This window comes from Bifidobacterium sp. ESL0690 (assembly GCF_029392315.1).
Lineage (GTDB): Bacteria > Actinomycetota > Actinomycetes > Actinomycetales > Bifidobacteriaceae > Bifidobacterium.
In genome coordinates this window covers 745,693-763,120 of record NZ_CP113939.1, presented here as the reverse complement: position 1 = coordinate 763,120, position 17,428 = coordinate 745,693, and the positions used below count along the sequence as shown (strand labels likewise).

Below are 17,428 nucleotides of genomic sequence, written 5' to 3'. Positions count from 1 at the left end.
TATGACGTTCGATATCATCGCCAAATGTCAAAGACCGCAAACTTCTATTCTACTCCTTTTCAAAATCCAGTGAAATGCTGTTTCGTTTACAAGGAACGCAGCAAGCGGACACAAAAAGGAACGAAAACACGAGATACCTTAAAATCTCAACACCTCAACCGTAGTGGCAACTTCCTAGCGGCAACGTGCCCGCACACTGCACCCGCAATACATAAGTGCCCCTTCGTATCCATTCATTCACTCCAATGCCAGACAACTAGCCATTCATTAACTGAAAGACTAATATGGCGAAGCATGGTTCGACTTGCGGCACAATCCTCGACATTTCACATCTCCGAGGACCTCGATTACGCACCGACGCTGGAGCAGAACAACCGGCAGAATCTAGGATTTCCCACCGCCTATCCAGCAATTATCCAACTTCACGAAGAAATGCCCGCGCAGGACGTGCCCCTACACTGGCACCGCGGCCCAGAATTCCTCTTTGCAAAACACGGCTGCGTGCAAATGCTCATCGACGGGTACTCCACGCGCATCACCGATGGCCAGTGCTGCCTGGTAAGTCCTGATGCCTTCCATGCCATCCATCCCGTTCCGCACGCGAACAGCCAGAGCGTACTTTCGGTGACTTTTGACGACCAGAGACTTGACGCGATGAGCCCCAATCTCTGCAACACACGAATCATGCAATGTACCCCGATCGGCGAGGGAACGGATTACCCGGACGAAACCATGACCAAATTGTGCGAAGAACTGATCAAAGCAATGGATGACACGAATTCCGACCTGCGTCTGGTCAACGTCAACCGAACCCTGTTCACACTTCTCGGCCATATCTATTCGACATATTCCGTGGAAAACGAATCAGAACGTCTTGAACAGGCCGATAACGTTGACGACAATATCAAACCGATTGTCAACTTCATGGAACGCCATTACTCCAGCACGTTATCGATTGCCGAAGTGGCCGAGGAATTCGGGTATAGTCCAGAATATTTCTCCCGTTTCTTCAGCGAACATGCCGGCATGGGACCCAAGCAATATCTCACCGGCATCCGTCTGCGGCATTGCACCGATGAGCTGCTGATGACCGATGACACGATAGAAACCATAGCCGCGAACAATGGCCTTTCAGCAAAATCCTTGGTACGAACAATCCAGAAACGATACCGTGTTTCCCCTACGCAATTCCGCCAGCAGAATCGAATGAAACCGTGACGCTTCTGCCAAAAACCATATAGCAATTCACAAATAATCTATTAAAAAATGTCCGTCACTGTCAAAATCTGACCTTCGAAAGACAAAAATTATCATATAGGCTCATTTACAAGAGGCTCAACGGGGGGCATTCATTCTCAGCGTCGAGCTTCTTGAAATATAGAAACCTTGGCATAGCTGCCAAAGCAAAAAGAGGAGCATCATGAACGAATTTGTTGACTCATCGTCCGACGCCATTGCCGGACTGCCCCAATCCGGAGCAAAACGAACCTTACTGAAAACCGCCATACTGGCGCTTTCGCTGATTCTTTGCAGCGTGAGCGTGACCATGTCCGTGGTCTCCAGTCTCAAACAGGACTATCCGCACGCCTCAACCATGCAATTGCAGGGATTCGTCAATATCCCGGTAATCGGCGGCATCGTAGCGACCTTGGTCGGCGGCTACCTGGCGGCGCGCGTCGGCAAGAAAAACATCTGTCTGGCAGGCACCTTGCTGTGCTTCCTCGGCGGGTTTTTGCCGATGTTCATCCCCGATCTGACACTGAAGACGGCTGTCCGTGTGCTCTGCGGCTTCGGTGTAGGGCTCATCCAGCCCCTGGCGGCGTCTCTAATCGTCGATTGCTTCAAAGGTCATGAAGCCGACACCATGATGGGCGTGCAATCCGCGATGGTCGGCCTTGGAGCGGCGATCTTCTCTTCGGCCATCGCCGGAATCATGACGGTGAACTGGCACTATTTCTACTACGTCTATTTCATCGCCCTTGTGGTGGCCATCCTGGTCTGGCTGTTCATTCCCAACAGCGTCAACGAAATCGGTCGTATCCACAAAGGCAGCAAGGACACTTCACAGCCCAAGCGCAAGATGCCCCTTTCGGCCTATTTCGGCATGATCCTGCAAATCGTATTCGCGACCGCTTACGGCTATTACAGCGTCAATCTTTCTCTGGCTGCCGAAGAGACCAAGACCATCACCGCAGTGCAGGCGGCCACCGTCATAACCGTAGTCTCAGTGTCCTCCTTCCTCGGAGGTCTGGTCTTCGGCTATGCGAAGCGCTTCCTCGGCATGCATATCGGCATCGTCGCCATCGCCATGCAGGCCGTAGCGTTCGTGCTTTGGGCAAATACGGGTTCGCTGGCGCTTTGGTATGTCGCCGCTGTTCTACTCGGCCTCGGATTCTGCTGGTTCATGCCGTATGTGAACTTCCTAGTCAACGAACACACCGACGCCACGCTTTCTGCACAGGCGACTTCCTATGCATTCTTCGGCAACAATATCGGCGCGTTCCTCCCGTCCTATGTTTTCGCCGGAATCGGTGCCATCACAGGGATCACCAGCACGCAGAAGTCTTTCAATGAGGCCGCGATCCTCATGGTTGTCTGCATCATCATGATCGTGGTGTTCAACATGGCCGACCGCAAAAACGAAACGAAGGAAGTGCAAGCCGCCAAGTAATCGACAGGCCGGCGATGTTCCTTAACGCCGTCGGCCAGCAAAATTTATTATTATCAAAATTATCGGAATTATCCGAATAGAAAGACAAAGAAGTTAATATGAACAATCCAACAACCATTGATGTCGACAAGCTTGTCGCACCCGCCTCAAGCTCGCCGTTGACGCCATTACCGACGTTTGCCGTGAAAGACGGCTATTTCAACCACACCGACGAATGTCCCGAAGGGTGCCAAGTGATCTCGGACCTCGATGAGGACGATTTCGGCTACGAGGTTGACATCCAGCAGATGACCTACGCGACCCGCACACTTGCGGACGGATCCAGCATCGATCTGCCACTCTGGGTGTTCGAACCCGGGTTCGACAACAATCCCGAGGCAAAACTGCCTGATGGCGGCTGGCCTGTCATCGTTTTTGTTCGCGGATCCGCCTTCCACGAGCAGGACGTTCTGAAATATTCGAATTTCTGCGTGCGTATCGCCGAACAGGGCTATGTGGTGGCAACGTTGAAATACCGCCAAAGCGACATCGCCCCCTTCCCGGCCCAGATGCAGGATTGCAAGACCGCGGTGCGTTTCATCCGCAAGAACGCCAAGCGCTTCCACGCCAATGACGAACGCATAGCGCTTTGGGGAGATTCATCAGGCGGTCACACCGTGCTGATGGCCGGTTTCACCGGTGACCACGAACCGGATACCGACGAACACCAAGGCACCAGCGCCGAGGTAAAGGCCATCGTCGATTGGTATGGCCCGACGGATTTCGCGAAGATGAATTACTATCCGAGTTCCCAGAACCATTCGGATGCCGACAGCCCCGAGGGATTCGAAATCGGCCATGTCGACGTTTTGCAAAACCCCGAACGGAACCGCGAAGCCTCGCCGATGTCGTATCTATCGGCGGACCGTCCGACCCCGCCGACACTCATCATGCACGGAGGGCGCGATCAACTCGTCCCGTTCAACCAAAGCTGCCGTCTCTACGAGACCATGAAGGCGCTCGGCAAGGACGTGACCTTCATCAAACTCGACAACGCCTGCCACGCGTTCCGGGGATTTCGCTCGACCAAAGCCATCAACATCGTGCTTGATTGGCTGAGCACAAGGGTGTAAAAGCTTTTCATTCTCGGCTTGCTGCCCCTTGACAACATGCATTACAAATCAGGCGTAGTGACGGATTGACGTTGCTACGCCTGCCGCGTATGTTCTTCAATCTTGCGCACGCGAACGGTAGATTATGTGTCATACCGACGATATAACCACTGAAGGAAACGAGGATGACATTGATGAATAAGACTGACCACAACCTTTCTACCAACGCTAAGACCGAAACCCAGACCGCTTACTTTGCCGGCGGATGCTTCTGGGGCGTCGAACGGTATTTTCAGGGCGTCGACGGGGTCACCGACACGCAGGTCGGCTATGCGCAATCTCGCAAGGAGAACCCATCGTATGAAGAAGTTTGCAGCGGGATAACGGACGCGGCGGAAACCGTGCGCGTCAGCTATAATCCGTCCCGCGTAACCTTGCGGACACTGACACTGCTGTTTCTGGACGTCATCGATCCGTTCTCCGTCGACCGACAGGGCAACGACACGGGACGACAATACCGCACTGCAATGTTCTGCCTCGACGAGGTGCAGAAAGCCATATACGAGAAGGCTTTGCATGAGCTTGCCACGCGCGAGGGGCGTGAACCTGCGGTGATCGTGGAGCCGCTGCGCAACTTCTACCCCGCCGAGACCTATCATCAGGATTATCTTGACAAGAACCCGGGCGGATACTGCCACATCCCGGTGGCCAAGCTACTGAACGTCGGCAAGCGGCAGCGCTATATCGAGCGCGTCTGGGACCTCGACCCGGAGCAGTACGCGGTAACGCAGGAGGCAGCGACCGAGGCTCCGTTTACCAACAAGTACGACCAGAATTTCGAGCCGGGCATTTACGTGGATGTCGTGAGCGGCGAACCGCTGTTCCTCTCCACCGACAAATTCGACGCCGGCTGCGGCTGGCCAGCGTTCTCCAAGCCAATCGATTCGTCCGCTTTGACGGAGCACCGCGACATCAAGATTCCCGGACGTCCGCGCATCGAGATCCGCACCGCCGACTCGCAGATTCATCTGGGGCACGTCTTCGATGACGGACCGAAGGACCGCGGAGGGTTGCGTTACTGCATGAACTCAGCCTCGCTGCGCTTCGTGCCGCGCGATCAGATGGAGGCGCAAGGGTACGGCAAGTATGTGAAGTTGCTTGATGACGCTCAGTGAGCTGAGGTTGAAGCAGACCTGAACCGAAACCAAAAGTGAATGCGACTAAAGTTTCGGTTTGAGTATGGCGGTGTGGATAAGAAACAGCTACCCACACCGCTTTTTCGTGCTCAAATCTGCAACATCACAACAGTTCTGAGCATCTGTTCATAGCAGCCATTGCAGCTGTTTCAGTTAGTCATGTGTTTAGCTAAATAGCGTCCGGTGATGCTGGCTGGGTTGTTGGCGACCTCGTTCGGGGTACCAGTGGCAACGACTGTGCCACCTTCCTCACCGCCGCCAGGACCCATGTCGATGACGTAGTCGGCGTTGGCGATCATATCGAGGTCATGTTCGATGAAAACCACTGTGGCGCCGCCTTTAATAAGACGCTGCAAAACCTCAATCAGCGTGCGCACGTCTAGCGGGTGCAGACCTGTTGTCGGCTCATCGAGAACGAAAAGTGAAGTGTTTTGCCGCTTCCCGAGTTCGTTGGAAAGCTTAAGACGCTGGGCTTCGCCACCGGAAAGGTTCGGGGTGTCCTCACCCAAGGTGAGGTAGCCGAGGCCGAGATCGTGAAGCGTTTCGAGCGCTTTGTGGATGCGCCGGAGCAGAGCGGAGGTAATCATATCGCCGGAATCGGTAGCATCCAATGTGTCACTGGCATCCGAAACGTTCAAAGGAGCGTTGCTTCGATTTTGTTTGGCAGCACCACGTGACGATGAACCGGAAGCCGAGCCGAAATCGTCATCAAGAGCGAAGACATCGAGAGCATCATCAACTTCCAAATCGAGCACTTCGGGAAGCGTTAACCCTTGCGGGTGAGTTGGCGTTGCTAGCCGCACATCGTTGACTTCGGGACGATAACGGCGGCCCTCGCATGTCGGGCAGGTGATGGTGACATCAGGCAGGAACTGAATATCGAGGCTGATCTGGCCAGTGCCATCGCACTGCGGGCAACGCAACGAACCGGTGTTGTACGAAAATGCCGAGACCTTCAGCTTGCGTTTCTTGGCAGACGTTGTAGATGCAAAAGCCTTGCGTAGCATATCCATAATGCCGGTGTAGGTGGCAACCGTCGAACGGACGTTGATGCCGATTGGCGTGGAATCGACGAGACGCACACGCGTGATACCAGCAGCATCGAGCGAGCGAACATGGGACGGCAGCGGCGTGTGGTTCTCCTGAGCCTGCAGCGCCGGAATCAGGGATTCCAAGACCATCGTAGTCTTGCCGGAACCAGAGACGCCAGTGACAGCAGTCATCCGTCCGCGCGGAATAGCAACATCCAACGGATGCACAGTATGAATGGCCTCGGTCTGCATGCCAATCCAGGCGTTTTCCGAAACCCGCGGCAACGCAAGACGCTTGCGGACCACCACGGGCTGCGACCCGTCAAGGAATCCGGCGATACGTGACTTCGGATTACGTAGTATCTCTTCTGGCGAGCCTTGCGCAAGAATACGACCACCTCGACTGCCCGCGCCCGGGCCCATCTCAATGAAGTAGTCCGCGGCGTTGAGCACGTGGACGTCGTGATCGACGAACACCACCGAATTGCCGGACGCCAACAAATCCCGCATCACGCCGATGAGTCCTTCGATATTCGCCGGATGCAAGCCAGTGGAAGGCTCGTCGAGCACGTACAGCACACCCGTGGTCTCGTTGCGCACCGCACGCGAAAGCTGGGCACGCTGCCGCTCGCCGGTGGAAAGCGTCGAGCTGGCGCGGTCAAGCGTTAAATAACCCAATCCAAGCTGTATGAGTCTGCGGCCCATATCCTCCAAAGTTTCAACCAGGCTATCGGCCATCTGCCGCATATCCTGCGGCAACGAATCCGGAACCGTTTTCGCCCAGGAAAGCACCTTGCGCAACGGCCACGCCGTGACCTGGGCCAGATTGTATTCGCCGATTTTCGGAGCACGCGCGGCCTCATTGAGACGAGATCCTCCACAATCCGGGCAGGTCCGCTCGACCAGGAACTTCGAAACCTTCGCCAGCCGTTTCTCGTCATTGGCTCGATCAAGTTCTTTGGTCACCGTCAGCCTGGCGTTGCGGAACGTGAAACCGAGATGGTGTACACCTTTGACCGAAGTGATAGTGATGGGCTTCTTCTCCTCCGGCCCGTTAAAGACGATGTCACGTTCCTTGTCAGTCAGGTCCTTGAACGGCACATCGGTGCGCACGCCAAATTCGCGAACGATATCAGGTTGGACGTTGAAGCCGAACGTGCGCCACGGTACAACGGCACCTTCATCGATAGTGAGGTTTTCGTCGGGAACAAGCGCAGCATCGTTGACTTCGTGAATGGTTCCGGTCCCCTGGCAGGTCGGACAGGCACCGGTGGAATTGAACGCCATCTGCTCAGCGCTGGGCGGCTCGACGAGAGCACCGCAAACCGCGCAATGAATGGGAATCTCGGCGGCGACATCGAGCGTCGGTTCCTGGTAATGGCCATTCGGGCAGCGGTGCGAAGCCAAGCGCGAAAACATCAGCCTCAGTACGTTCAGGGTTTCGGTAGAAGTGCCGAATGTCGAACGCATACCGCCGACACCCGGCCGTTGCCGCAGTGCCAAAGCCGGCGGAATGAACCGTACCGAATCAACCTGCGGCTTCTCGGCCTGCGTCATCCGGCGGCGGGTATAGGTCGAAAGTGCGTCAAGATAGCGTCTCGAACCTTCGGCGTATAGCACTCCAAGAGCAAGCGACGATTTGCCGGAACCTGAGACCCCAGCGATGCCGACGAGCTCGTTCAGCGGAATCGCGACGTCGATATCCTGCAGGTTGTGGACGCGAGCGCCTCGCACCTCGATGGCCTGCGGTACAGAAACTTGACGGCTATCTTCATTCGAAATTTCATCACCGTGTTCCGAAACCTTGTATCGTGATGCTGTCATGCCAAACCTTCCAAAGTCATGATGCCAACTGTAACGCCTGCCCCTGCCGCATGCTTTTCCAGTTATTCCCCAGAGTCAAATTAGTCAATAAAAGCAACTTTCATCACAGTACATAAATTTGTGATATAGGTCACAAAAGTCTCAACCTTCTTTTACTCTGATTTGTGACACTAACCAAGGGGGTATCAATGTCAAGTCTCAAAGACAAAGTCGTTATCGTAACCGGAGCCGGTTCCGGAATCGGAGAAGCAATCGCAAAGGAATTCGGACGTAATGAGTCCAAAGTCGTTTGCGCCGATATCAAGAACGCTGAGAAAACCGCCAAGGCCATAGAGGATGCAGGCGGAACCGCGCTTGCCGTGAATTTGGATGTATCGAAAGCAAGTGACTGGGATGCTGCCAAGGCCAAGGTTCTTTCCGAGTTCGGAAGAATTGACGCGCTTTGCAATGACGCCGGAACTTCCGAAGCCGTGGAAATCGTTGATCTGAAAGAATCGGATTGGGATAGAATCATCAATATCAATCTCAAGGGAACGATGCTCGGCATGAAAACGGTGATTCCCGAATTCCTGAAGAACGGTTCGGGCAAGATTGTCAACATCGCTTCGGAAGCTGCGCATGTCGGCTTGGAAGGTCTGCCAAGCTATTCTGCGTCAAAGGGCGGCGTCATTGCCATGTCCCGTCAGGTCGCCATGACCTACGCTCCCAACAACATCCAGATCAATGTGGTCTCTCCAGGAATTATTAAGACGCCGATTTTGGCCAACAATTCCCCTGAAATGACCAAGAAATTCACAGAGGCTACTCCGGCGGGCCGGTTGGGCAAGCCTGAGGAAATCGCTTATATGGTGGAATTCTTCGTGTCCGAGGAATCCAATTTCATCACCGGTCAGGCAATCAAGGTTGACGGCGGCTGGGGATCTCGCTGATATCTGCGTTGATATCGACTGAAGATTCTCAAGCATCAGCTTGATTATCCTAAAATCCAAAGGGCGCGCGGTGAACGAATTTGATTTGTTCACCGCGCGCCCCTTTTAAATATCAAAGCAATCGTTTCAAAATGCATTGATGCCCATAAGAACACCTATTCAGCGCGAACGGCGGAACGGGGTCGAATTGCGCTTGCCGTGCGAGCGGTGGAAGCCGTCGGCCTTGTGCGAGCGCTGATTGCGGTTGCCGGAACGGCCTTCGTCATAGCCACGTCCGCGGCCACCGAAGCGTCCGCCTTCGTAACCTTCGTCACGTCCACGACCGCCGGACTTGCCATAACCGCCGTGGCGATTCGACTTACGGGAACCGTAGGAATCACCAAAACCATCGGAGTAGCCGCCATTGCGTCCGCCAGAACGCTTGCCACTATAAGAACGATTCTTGCCCTTGCCACCACGTTTGCCGCGATCATCGAAATCGGAATGATGCCGCTTGCCGCTTCCCTTGCGGAAATCGTCGTCGTAGAAACCGCGCGAACGACGGTCATCGCGACGACCGCGTGGGGAACGGCCGTCAATCGGGCCTTGGCTGTCATCATAGCGTGGGTTGCGGTTCTTGTGTCCATCACGGCGCCCACCGCGGGAACGTGAATCGTTGAAATCTCGGGAATCGTTGAATCCACCATCGCTGCCACCACGACCACCGGCGTCTTCGAACGAATCTTCACGGCCGCGCTTACCGAACGAGCGACCGGAATCGCCATGCCGATTATTACGGTCACGACGCCCGCCACGATCTTTACGTCCGTAACCACCACGTCCACCACGGCCCTCGTTGCGACCGCCACGCCCGGTGCGGCCGGCCCTGCGATTGACGACCGGCACCGTCAGCGTCCAGCCTTCGACCAGCGGGGCATGCTCCCCCACCAGTTCTTCAAGTTCGGGAGCTCCAGGAACAATCTGCTGGCTCTTGACTTTGATGCCAGCGCGATGCAACATCTGACGAGCATCACGACGCTGCTGCGGCAGCACAAGCGTCACCACATCGCCGGATTCGCCGGCACGTGCGGTACGCCCGGAACGGTGCAGGAACGATTTCGGATCCTCCGGCGGCTCGGTCTGCACGACCATCGTCACGTCGCTGACATCGATGCCGCGCGCGGCCACATCAGTGGCCACCAGCACGTTGACATCCCCTGAAGTGAACGCAGCCAGATGCCGGTCGCGCTGGTTCTGCGAAAGGTTGCCCTGCAGATCGACGGCGGGAATGCCCTCCTTGACCAGCTTGTCGGCCATTTTCTTGGCCTGGTACTTGGTGCGGGTGAAGAGGATGCGCTTGCCCTTGCCGCTGGCCAGCTCGCGGATGACCTCGTATTTGTTACCCTGCGAGACCTCGAAGACGTGATGGGTCATGGTGTCGACCTGCGCGTCGGCAGGCGCGATCTCGTGAATCTTCGGGTCGTGCAGGAATTGCTTCACGACCTTGTCGACGCCATGGTCGAGCGTCGCGGAGAAGAGCATGCGCTGGCCGTTCGGATCGACCTGCTCAAGCAGGCGCTGTACGGACGGCAGGAAGCCCATATCGGCCATTTCATCGGCTTCGTCGAGCACAGCCACTTCCACGTCTTCAATGGACAGCGCACCTTGACGCAGCAAATCCTCGAGACGTCCAGGGCAGGCGACGATGATTTCGGCGCCGGCCTTGAGCTCGGAAATCTGACGACTGTATTTCACCCCTCCGTAGATGGTGACAGTCTGCATGTCATAAGCGGCCGCGAGCGGAGCCACGACCTCATTGATCTGGTTGACCAATTCGCGCGTAGGAGCAAGAATCATTCCATGTGGATGAGGCAGCATCGCTCGCTTCTGCGCTTTGCGGTCGCCGCGGTCCATGCGTTCGAAATCGCGCATCGCGGCCTCGCCCTGGCCCTGTTCTCCAAGACGAGTAACCAGCGGGATAGCAAATGCAAGCGTCTTCCCGCTTCCGGTTTCGCCGCGGCCAAGAACATCGCGGCCAGCCAGCGAATCACCGAGGGTGTCGGCCTGGATCGGGAACGCGACGGTTTTGCCGTCACGTGCCAGCACGCTTACCAGCGGACCGGGCACACCGAGTTCGGCAAAGGTGCGCTCGGGCTGGTCGCCGGTCTTGGCGTACGCCGCAGCGCTTTCGGCCACCTCTTCGGCCTGTTTGGATTTGGTTGAGTTATAAGAATCAGGATTATTCATTTCCGAGCCTGCATAGTCTCCGCCCTTGAAATCGGCAGAGTTGTCTGAATTATTTTTATGAGTACGACGCTTCGGCACAATAGCCTTTCAAAAAATGAAGCCGACCTGTCGCTCATAGATGCGGACCCCGGCTTCTCAATGGACAATTCACTATATCAGACGTGCCCCACAACCTGTGCTGAGTGAACTTATTGATTACTTATATCAGGTCCGTCCCATAACCTGCGCCTGACGGACCTACCTAATCTGCAGTTACGGTTCGATACAACAAATCGGCATACCGAATACTATCATTGGGGTACAAAACACGGGACTTTGCAAAGGACACGAGTATGCAGCAACCCATCGTGACCTCAACAGCCTTCCTGTCGCAGTCCAGCGCACCGGCCACGCTGGACGATCTGGACTGTGCGCAAAATCTCAAGGATACGCTTGAAGCGCACGCCGACAAGTGTGTGGGTATGGCCGCCAATATGATTGGCGAGCGCAAGCAAATCATCGTGTTCAACGACGAGCTGACCGGCCGCTTGATGACGATGTTCAATCCCGAAATCATCGAAAAAGAAGAACCTTACCAGACCGAGGAAGGCTGCCTCTCACTTGAATCAACCAGAAAGACAACGCGGTTCCAAACGATCCGCGTACATTATCAGGACAGGCGGTTCAAGGAACGCACCGCGAATTTTAGTGGTTGGACGGCGCAAATCATCCAACACGAAATCGACCACTGCAACGGCATACTTATCTAAACAATAAAATCCTACCGAAAACGAAAATCCGATACCGAAATCCGCGTTCAGTTCGATTCGACGATGGCCTCGCTGGGTGGGGTCTGCTTCTTGTGACGTGGGCTCGGCTGCTTGACCGGCGGCACATCCGTATAAGGGTGGCCCATGCTGGCCGTCGAGGTGTAGAAACTCTTGGTGGTACCGTTCGGATTGACGTTGGGAATCGGCGAGCTTGGAGCACTTTGAGTACCATCCACATGCCCGGTTTCGCCGCGACGGTAACGTTCCATCATCTGTTTCTGCAGCTGGGCTGCGCTCGGCGGCGTCCACGAAAGAGCGTTCGCGCCGGCCTCGATAGTCTCACGAATCGACTCGGCGGAACCTCCGGAACTGGCGACCACCGGAATCTCCGGGTAACGGTCCTTGATATGAGCCACCACTTCGGCGGTGTTCTTGCCGGCGGCGACGTTGATGATCTTCGCGCCCGCCTCGATCTTGCGCTGTACCATATCGTCCCATTGCACGACCGTGGCCATCACGGGAACGTGCACGGTCATCGCAACCTCGCGCACGATCTCGACTTCACTGGGAGCGTTCAAAACGACGCCAGCAACACCTTGCATTTCGGCAAACACAGCCAACTCGAGCACACGCGTACCAGTAGTGGTGCCTCCCCCGACACCTACGAAAACCGGGGCCTGCGCCACGGAAAGCACGGCCTGGTTGATGACTGGCTGACCGGTGAACGGATAGACGGCAAGAATCGCGTCGGCATTGGTGTTATGTATTACAGCAGCGTCAGTGGTATAAGCGAACGAACGCAGACGCCTACCCTGCAACAGCAGCCCGGAAGACTGTTCAATCTCCACCGGAACCCGGGCATCGGCCGAGCTCAGCGGGTTTTCAATAGGCAACGCTTCCGGCAGATTTGCCGGCAGGTTGGTCATTTCCTGTTCCATCGTGCCGCTCCCTTCACGGGTTTCCAGTACTTCTCAATCCGCCAATCGCGTCCGTCATGTCCAATACAGCTTAATCGTATGGCGTCACAACACACAGGTTGAAACGAGCACATCATCAGACCCAACATATCACCGCAGCGATTTGTTCCCGGGCAGACGACATTTCTTGACAAAACGCACAAAACCACTATTAAACCGAGCGCTAAGATTCCTTCAAACGTCTACTCGATATGCCAGAATTGGCTTGAATCCGCGGGTTAGTCAAACCTTGCGGAATGTTTGAAACGCAATGAGACATAGCACACATCAGAACGAAGGAACGAATACTTGGCTGAGTTTATTTTCCAGATGATCAATGCTCGCAAGGCCTATGGCGACCGTGTGATCCTTGACGACGTGACCCTGAGCTTTTTGCCGGGCGCGAAAATCGGCGTCGTCGGCCCGAACGGTATGGGCAAGTCGACCCTGCTTAAGATCATGGCCGGGCAGGAGACCGTCTCCAACGGCGAAGCGAAGCTGACACCCGGTTATTCCGTCGGAATCCTGCAGCAGGAGCCGCCGCTTGACGAGGATAAAACCGTTGGCGAGAACATCAAGGCCGCTTTCGGCGACATCACCAAGAAGGTTGACCGGTTCAACGAAATCGGCGAGGAAATGGCCAATCCGGACGCCGATTACGACGCGCTGATGGCCGAGATGGGCAAGCTGCAGGAAGAAATCGACGCGGCCGACGGCTGGGACATCGACTCCCAGCTCGAACAGGCAATGGACGCCTTGCAGTGCCCCGATCCGGATACTCCTGTCAAGGTCTGCTCGGGCGGCGAGCGCCGTCGTGTGGCGCTGTGCAAGCTCCTGCTGGAGGCTCCTGATCTGCTGCTGCTCGACGAACCTACCAACCACCTCGACGCCGAATCCATCCTTTGGCTCGAACAGTTCCTGCACTCCTACAAAGGCGCCGTCATCGCCGTGACCCACGACCGCTACTTCATGGACAACGTGGCCGAATGGATCTGCGAGGTCGACCGCGGTCACCTCTACCCGTACAAAGGCAACTACTCCACCTACTTGGAGACCAAAGAGAAGCGTATGGAGATCCAGGGCGCCAAGGACGCCAAGCTTGCCCGACGCCTGAAGAACGAAATCGCATGGGTCAAAAGCTCGCCCAAGGCCCGTCAGGCCAAGAACAAGGCCAGGCTCGAGCGCTATGACGAGATGGAGAACGAGGCGCGCAACTCCAAGAAGCTGGACTTCTCCGAAATCGTCATCCCACCGGGGCCGCGTCTGGGCTCGCAGGTGCTGGAGGCCGAACATATCCACAAGGCGTTCGGCGACCGTGTGCTCATCGACGACCTCTCCTTCACCCTGCCGCGCAACGGCATCGTGGGCATCATCGGTCCCAATGGCGTCGGCAAGTCCACACTGTTCAAGACCATCGTCGGCAAGGAACCGCTTACCAGCGGCAAGCTTACGATCGGCGAGACCGTCAAGATCTCGTACGTCGACCAGAACCGCGAAGGCCTCGACCCGAACAAGAACCTCTGGGAAGCGGTTTCGGACGGCAACGACTTTATCGAGGTCGCCGGCGTCGAAGTGCCGACCCGCGCCTACGTCGCCAGCTTCGGCTTCAAGGGCAGCGACCAGCAGAAGCTCACCGGCATGCTTTCCGGCGGCGAGCGCAACCGCCTGAACCTCGCGCTGACGCTGAAGCAGGGCGGCAACCTGCTGCTGCTCGATGAGCCCACCAACGATTTGGACGTCGAAACGCTGGAATCGCTGGAAAACGCGCTTATCGAATTCCCCGGCTGCGCCGTGGTCATCTCCCACGACCGCTGGTTCCTCGACCGCATCGCCACGCATATCCTCGCGTGGGAGGGCGATGACGACAACCCGGCCAAGTGGCACTGGTTCGAAGGCAACTTCCAGGCCTATCAGGAAGACAAGGTCAAGCGTCTGGGCGAAGAGGCCTCCCGCCCCCATCGCATCCATCGCAAGCTGACCAGATGATAGATGATCTGTGATGTCCCAATTATTATGATTGGGACATCATTGTATATAAGCAAAATTCGACAAGTTCAGATACTGGCGTAATCCAGACGGAAAGTTGGGCGGCGCGGATAGACTCGCATAAGCGTTCATTCGACGGAATCGAGGAGTGACATGGCGGAAGTCAAGGCAAGCGACGCAGCGCAGCAAGCGGTTGAGGCGCTCAAGCTCAAAGCCGGGGAAGAGCGGGACGGACGCACCGTCTTCCATGACGCCACGAACCTCTACTATCCCACCGAACGCATCTACGGCGGCCAGATGACCGCACAAGCCATTATTGCCGCGGCCGATACCGCCGATGATGACAAGGTCGCCAACTCCATCCATGCCACGTTCATCAAGGTGGGCAAGCTCGACGAAGAAACCCGCTACGAGGTGGAATCGCTTCGAGATGGTCGTTCCTTCTCCACACGCCGCGTGGACGCCAAGCAGGGCAAACAGTTGCTCTTTACCGCGACGGTGAGCCTGCAGAAGGCCGGTCAATCCGGAGTGGAATTCAACGACGATATGCCCAAGAACCTGCCGAATCCGGAAACGCTGACCAGCGCCAAAGACCTCATGGAGCCTTACGCCGACAAATCCGGGTTCGCCAAATACTATTCCTCGCAGTCGCCGTTCGACATCCGCCACATCGGCTCAACCGTCATGCTCGAACCCGACAAGGAAAGCGCCGACAAGGATTCCGGCAAGCAGATGGTGTGGATGCGCATGGCCAGCCCGGTGACGGCCTCACAGAACGTCTACCGCGCGCTGCTGGCGCTGGAATGCGATCAGGTGATGATGGAGCCCGACCTGCGCCGCGCGGGTCTGAGCATTTCGACGCCCGGTATTTTCTACGCTTCGATCGACCACTCGATGTGGTGGTACGACAATATCGACATGAACGAATGGCACCTCTATGTGCAGGATGCCCCGGTGGCCGGCCACGGCCGTGCTTTGGGCATCGCCAAAGTCTATTCGGCCGATGGTAGGTTGTTGGCTGCGATGACGCAAGAAGCCACCATTCGCGTACCTGAAAAGAAAGACGACAAGAAAAACGACGGGAAGAAGTAAATCTCGTGTAAAGCTTGTAGGGTTATCAAAACCAAATAATTCGGCGGATGGAACAGCACTAAAGCCAATCCATCCGCCGAATTGTTCTATACAGTCTGCCGAGTCTTAACCCCGCTATTAAAAACCGGGAAGCATCAGGTCCGGGCTGTCAAGGAACGTGAAGCCGCCGTCGCTCTCGAGCAGTCTACGTGCGATCCCCAAAGCCAACAATGTCGATTGGATACCATCTATGCCCCCGATTTGATGGGACCACACGATGTCGCTGTCACACTCCAACGTCACCTTTGTCCAGAATTCCCCAGAGTCCGCTTGCTGCGGATCAGAAATCAACAGATCGTACGGTTCGTCGTTCTTTTCAAACGTTCGTGTGAGCACTTCGTTGTGTCCTTTCGTTTCAAGCATTGCCAGTCTGATGGTTCAGACGTTACCGGTCAGATATTTGGTGCGTTGCGAACTAAACGTTCGAGGCGTTGCGAGTCAGCTAATCGCTTCTTTTGCTCATAGAACCTCCGGCAGCGAGCTTACGCTGACGTTCGCGACGCTGGGCGGCTTTGATCTTCGGGTTTTCGGCGCCTTCACTCGGCGGCAGCTGGCAGAGCCATTCGCCGACGATGCCCACCACCATGTCGGCAATGCAGATGACAGTGGTCACAGCACATTGGGTAATCACGTTCTGAAAATACGGAATGCTCCAATGGGGAAGGCACAGCAGGGCCTGCGCGAGATACCACCCGGCGAGTCCTGCCCCGGCGATGCCCAGCGCCTTGCACAATACCAGCGTGTAGACGGCTTTGGTCGGGTCAATCCAGCTTTTGCGTCTGCGCGGATCGGTTATCGCGTATTGGTGCACTTGCAGGGCAAGTATCAGCACTACCGCACCAAGCAATATCAGAACGAACGCGACGAACCACGGAGCGCCGAGCAACGAAAGCCCGCTCATTTCATCGGATTTGACCAGTATCGCGCCGAACAACAGGCCAATCAGCGCCGCGATTACGTAATACCACCAGGGGGTCCGTCGTGCACTCATTGCGTCTCCCCCAGTATCCAGCGGTCATCCACCTTGCCGACGCGCGCGGCATCGGGTGCCATCGCGAGCAGGAAGGAGACCGGGTCGCCGTCAAGCCTTGCATCCGGGTCCATATCGAGCCACGGCGCAAGGATTTCGGCCTGCTTTTTCGCCGCCGCCAACGGCAGTTCGATGGCATACGCGATGTTCTCGGCAGCATTTTCGGCATCATTTTGAGCCGCGTTTTGAGCAGCATTACCAGCGGTACTATCACCAGTATTGTCAGTGTCATTATTGCTCGCTTTGACACCCACGTTTTCGTCTACACCCTGCGAATTCATCGTCTCACCCTCGACGTCAACCAGGCGCAACTTGACGGCACCTTCGTGCGAGGCCGAGAGGGAATCGAGCAACGCGACGATGGCCTGTGGCTTCAGTTTCGTGGTGAGTTGGATGACGGCGGCGCTGGCATCGGAACTGTCGATGCCCATAACTTGGTAGAGCGGGGAAATACCCTCGACCTGGTTGCCTGGCACCGCGTCAAGTGAAACGATAACGGAACGGAAACGCTTGGCGGCGTCATTGGTCTTGCTGCGCATGGCGATAATGGCGCGGCGTGGAACCGTATAGACGTCATCGGCATTGTCCTGCTGCCGGGCCTGCTTTTT

At 56.1% G+C, this 17,428-nt stretch carries 13 protein-coding genes and 1 pseudogene; 8 read left to right on the top strand and 6 right to left on the bottom strand.

Annotation, left to right across the window (positions count from 1 at the left end):
- The first annotated feature begins 294 nt into the window (after positions 1-294).
- From OZX62_RS03040 to msrA, 4 genes are all read left to right on the top strand, one after another.
- Positions 295-1,218 (top strand): AraC family transcriptional regulator, encoded by a 924-nt coding sequence (locus OZX62_RS03040; protein ID WP_277176544.1) that lies wholly within the window; start codon positions 295-297, stop codon positions 1,216-1,218.
- 202 nt (positions 1,219-1,420) lie between these two features.
- Positions 1,421-2,671, top strand: coding sequence for an MFS transporter (locus OZX62_RS03035; RefSeq protein ID WP_277176543.1), 1,251 nt, complete (start codon positions 1,421-1,423; stop codon positions 2,669-2,671).
- Between the two features lie 98 nt (positions 2,672-2,769).
- The gene (locus OZX62_RS03030; protein ID WP_277176542.1) at positions 2,770-3,783 is read left to right on the top strand and encodes an alpha/beta hydrolase; all 1,014 of its coding nucleotides are present in this window, start codon (positions 2,770-2,772) and stop codon (positions 3,781-3,783) included.
- A gap of 164 nt (positions 3,784-3,947) precedes the next feature.
- The gene (gene msrA, locus OZX62_RS03025; protein ID WP_277176541.1) at positions 3,948-4,937 is read left to right on the top strand and encodes a peptide-methionine (S)-S-oxide reductase MsrA; all 990 of its coding nucleotides are present in this window, start codon (positions 3,948-3,950) and stop codon (positions 4,935-4,937) included.
- A gap of 170 nt (positions 4,938-5,107) precedes the next feature.
- Here msrA and OZX62_RS03020 read toward each other — a convergent pair whose 3' ends face one another.
- Positions 5,108-7,813 (bottom strand): excinuclease ABC subunit UvrA, encoded by a 2,706-nt coding sequence (locus OZX62_RS03020; RefSeq protein ID WP_277176540.1) that lies wholly within the window; start codon positions 7,811-7,813, stop codon positions 5,108-5,110.
- Positions 7,814-8,001: 188 nt separating this feature from the next.
- Between OZX62_RS03020 and OZX62_RS03015 the strand changes: the two genes are divergently transcribed.
- Positions 8,002-8,742: a glucose 1-dehydrogenase gene (locus OZX62_RS03015; protein ID WP_277176539.1), complete on the top strand. Its 741-nt coding sequence runs from the start codon at positions 8,002-8,004 to the stop codon at positions 8,740-8,742.
- A gap of 159 nt (positions 8,743-8,901) precedes the next feature.
- On the opposite strand, the gene OZX62_RS03010 is transcribed toward OZX62_RS03015, so the two are convergent.
- Positions 8,902-10,968 carry a DEAD/DEAH box helicase gene (locus OZX62_RS03010; RefSeq protein WP_277177008.1) on the bottom strand — a complete coding sequence of 689 codons (2,067 nt, stop codon included), beginning with the start codon at positions 10,966-10,968 and terminating at the stop codon, positions 8,902-8,904.
- 332 nt (positions 10,969-11,300) lie between these two features.
- On the opposite strand from OZX62_RS03010, the gene OZX62_RS03005 reads away from it, so the two are divergent.
- Complete coding sequence (locus OZX62_RS03005; protein WP_277176538.1) at positions 11,301-11,717, top strand: peptide deformylase; 417 nt, start codon at positions 11,301-11,303, stop codon at positions 11,715-11,717.
- A 47-nt stretch (positions 11,718-11,764) separates the two neighbouring features.
- Here OZX62_RS03005 and OZX62_RS03000 read toward each other — a convergent pair whose 3' ends face one another.
- Positions 11,765-12,655, bottom strand: coding sequence for a dioxygenase (locus OZX62_RS03000; protein ID WP_277176537.1), 891 nt, complete (start codon positions 12,653-12,655; stop codon positions 11,765-11,767).
- Between the two features lie 327 nt (positions 12,656-12,982).
- Between OZX62_RS03000 and ettA the strand changes: the two genes are divergently transcribed.
- Positions 12,983-14,659 carry an energy-dependent translational throttle protein EttA gene (gene ettA, locus OZX62_RS02995; RefSeq protein ID WP_277176536.1) on the top strand — a complete coding sequence of 559 codons (1,677 nt, stop codon included), beginning with the start codon at positions 12,983-12,985 and terminating at the stop codon, positions 14,657-14,659.
- 153 nt (positions 14,660-14,812) lie between these two features.
- The gene (locus OZX62_RS02990) at positions 14,813-15,751 is read left to right on the top strand and encodes an acyl-CoA thioesterase domain-containing protein (RefSeq protein WP_277176535.1); all 939 of its coding nucleotides are present in this window, start codon (positions 14,813-14,815) and stop codon (positions 15,749-15,751) included.
- 117 nt (positions 15,752-15,868) lie between these two features.
- Here OZX62_RS02990 and OZX62_RS02985 read toward each other — a convergent pair whose 3' ends face one another.
- The 3 genes and pseudogenes from OZX62_RS02985 to OZX62_RS09995 form a co-directional block, all read right to left on the bottom strand.
- A complete protein-coding gene (locus OZX62_RS02985; RefSeq protein ID WP_277176534.1) occupies positions 15,869-16,153 on the bottom strand; it encodes a hypothetical protein in 285 nt (94 codons plus the stop codon).
- Between the two features lie 79 nt (positions 16,154-16,232).
- Positions 16,233-16,781 (bottom strand): DUF3180 domain-containing protein, encoded by a 549-nt coding sequence (locus tag OZX62_RS02980; RefSeq protein ID WP_277176533.1) that lies wholly within the window; start codon positions 16,779-16,781, stop codon positions 16,233-16,235.
- Positions 16,778-16,948 (bottom strand): annotated as a pseudogene (locus tag OZX62_RS09995) (2-amino-4-hydroxy-6-hydroxymethyldihydropteridine pyrophosphokinase); the annotation flags it as partial. The pseudogene OZX62_RS09995 and the gene OZX62_RS02980, both read right to left, overlap by 4 nt.
- Between the last annotated feature and the right edge of the window lie 480 nt (positions 16,949-17,428).

Coding starts and splice junctions, on each gene's coding strand:
- OZX62_RS03040 (WP_277176544.1), top strand. CDS start 295: ATGGTTCGACTTGCGGCACAATCCTCGACATTTCACATCTCCGAGGAC.
- OZX62_RS03035 (WP_277176543.1), top strand. CDS start 1,421: ATGAACGAATTTGTTGACTCATCGTCCGACGCCATTGCCGGACTGCCC.
- OZX62_RS03030 (WP_277176542.1), top strand. CDS start 2,770: ATGAACAATCCAACAACCATTGATGTCGACAAGCTTGTCGCACCCGCC.
- msrA (WP_277176541.1), top strand. CDS start 3,948: ATGACATTGATGAATAAGACTGACCACAACCTTTCTACCAACGCTAAG.
- OZX62_RS03020 (WP_277176540.1), bottom strand. CDS start 7,813: ATGACAGCATCACGATACAAGGTTTCGGAACACGGTGATGAAATTTCG.
- OZX62_RS03015 (WP_277176539.1), top strand. CDS start 8,002: ATGTCAAGTCTCAAAGACAAAGTCGTTATCGTAACCGGAGCCGGTTCC.
- OZX62_RS03010 (WP_277177008.1), bottom strand. CDS start 10,968: ATGAATAATCCTGATTCTTATAACTCAACCAAATCCAAACAGGCCGAA.
- OZX62_RS03005 (WP_277176538.1), top strand. CDS start 11,301: ATGCAGCAACCCATCGTGACCTCAACAGCCTTCCTGTCGCAGTCCAGC.
- OZX62_RS03000 (WP_277176537.1), bottom strand. CDS start 12,655: ATGGAACAGGAAATGACCAACCTGCCGGCAAATCTGCCGGAAGCGTTG.
- OZX62_RS02990 (WP_277176535.1), top strand. CDS start 14,813: ATGGCGGAAGTCAAGGCAAGCGACGCAGCGCAGCAAGCGGTTGAGGCG.
- OZX62_RS02985 (WP_277176534.1), bottom strand. CDS start 16,153: ATGCTTGAAACGAAAGGACACAACGAAGTGCTCACACGAACGTTTGAA.
- OZX62_RS02980 (WP_277176533.1), bottom strand. CDS start 16,781: ATGAGTGCACGACGGACCCCCTGGTGGTATTACGTAATCGCGGCGCTG.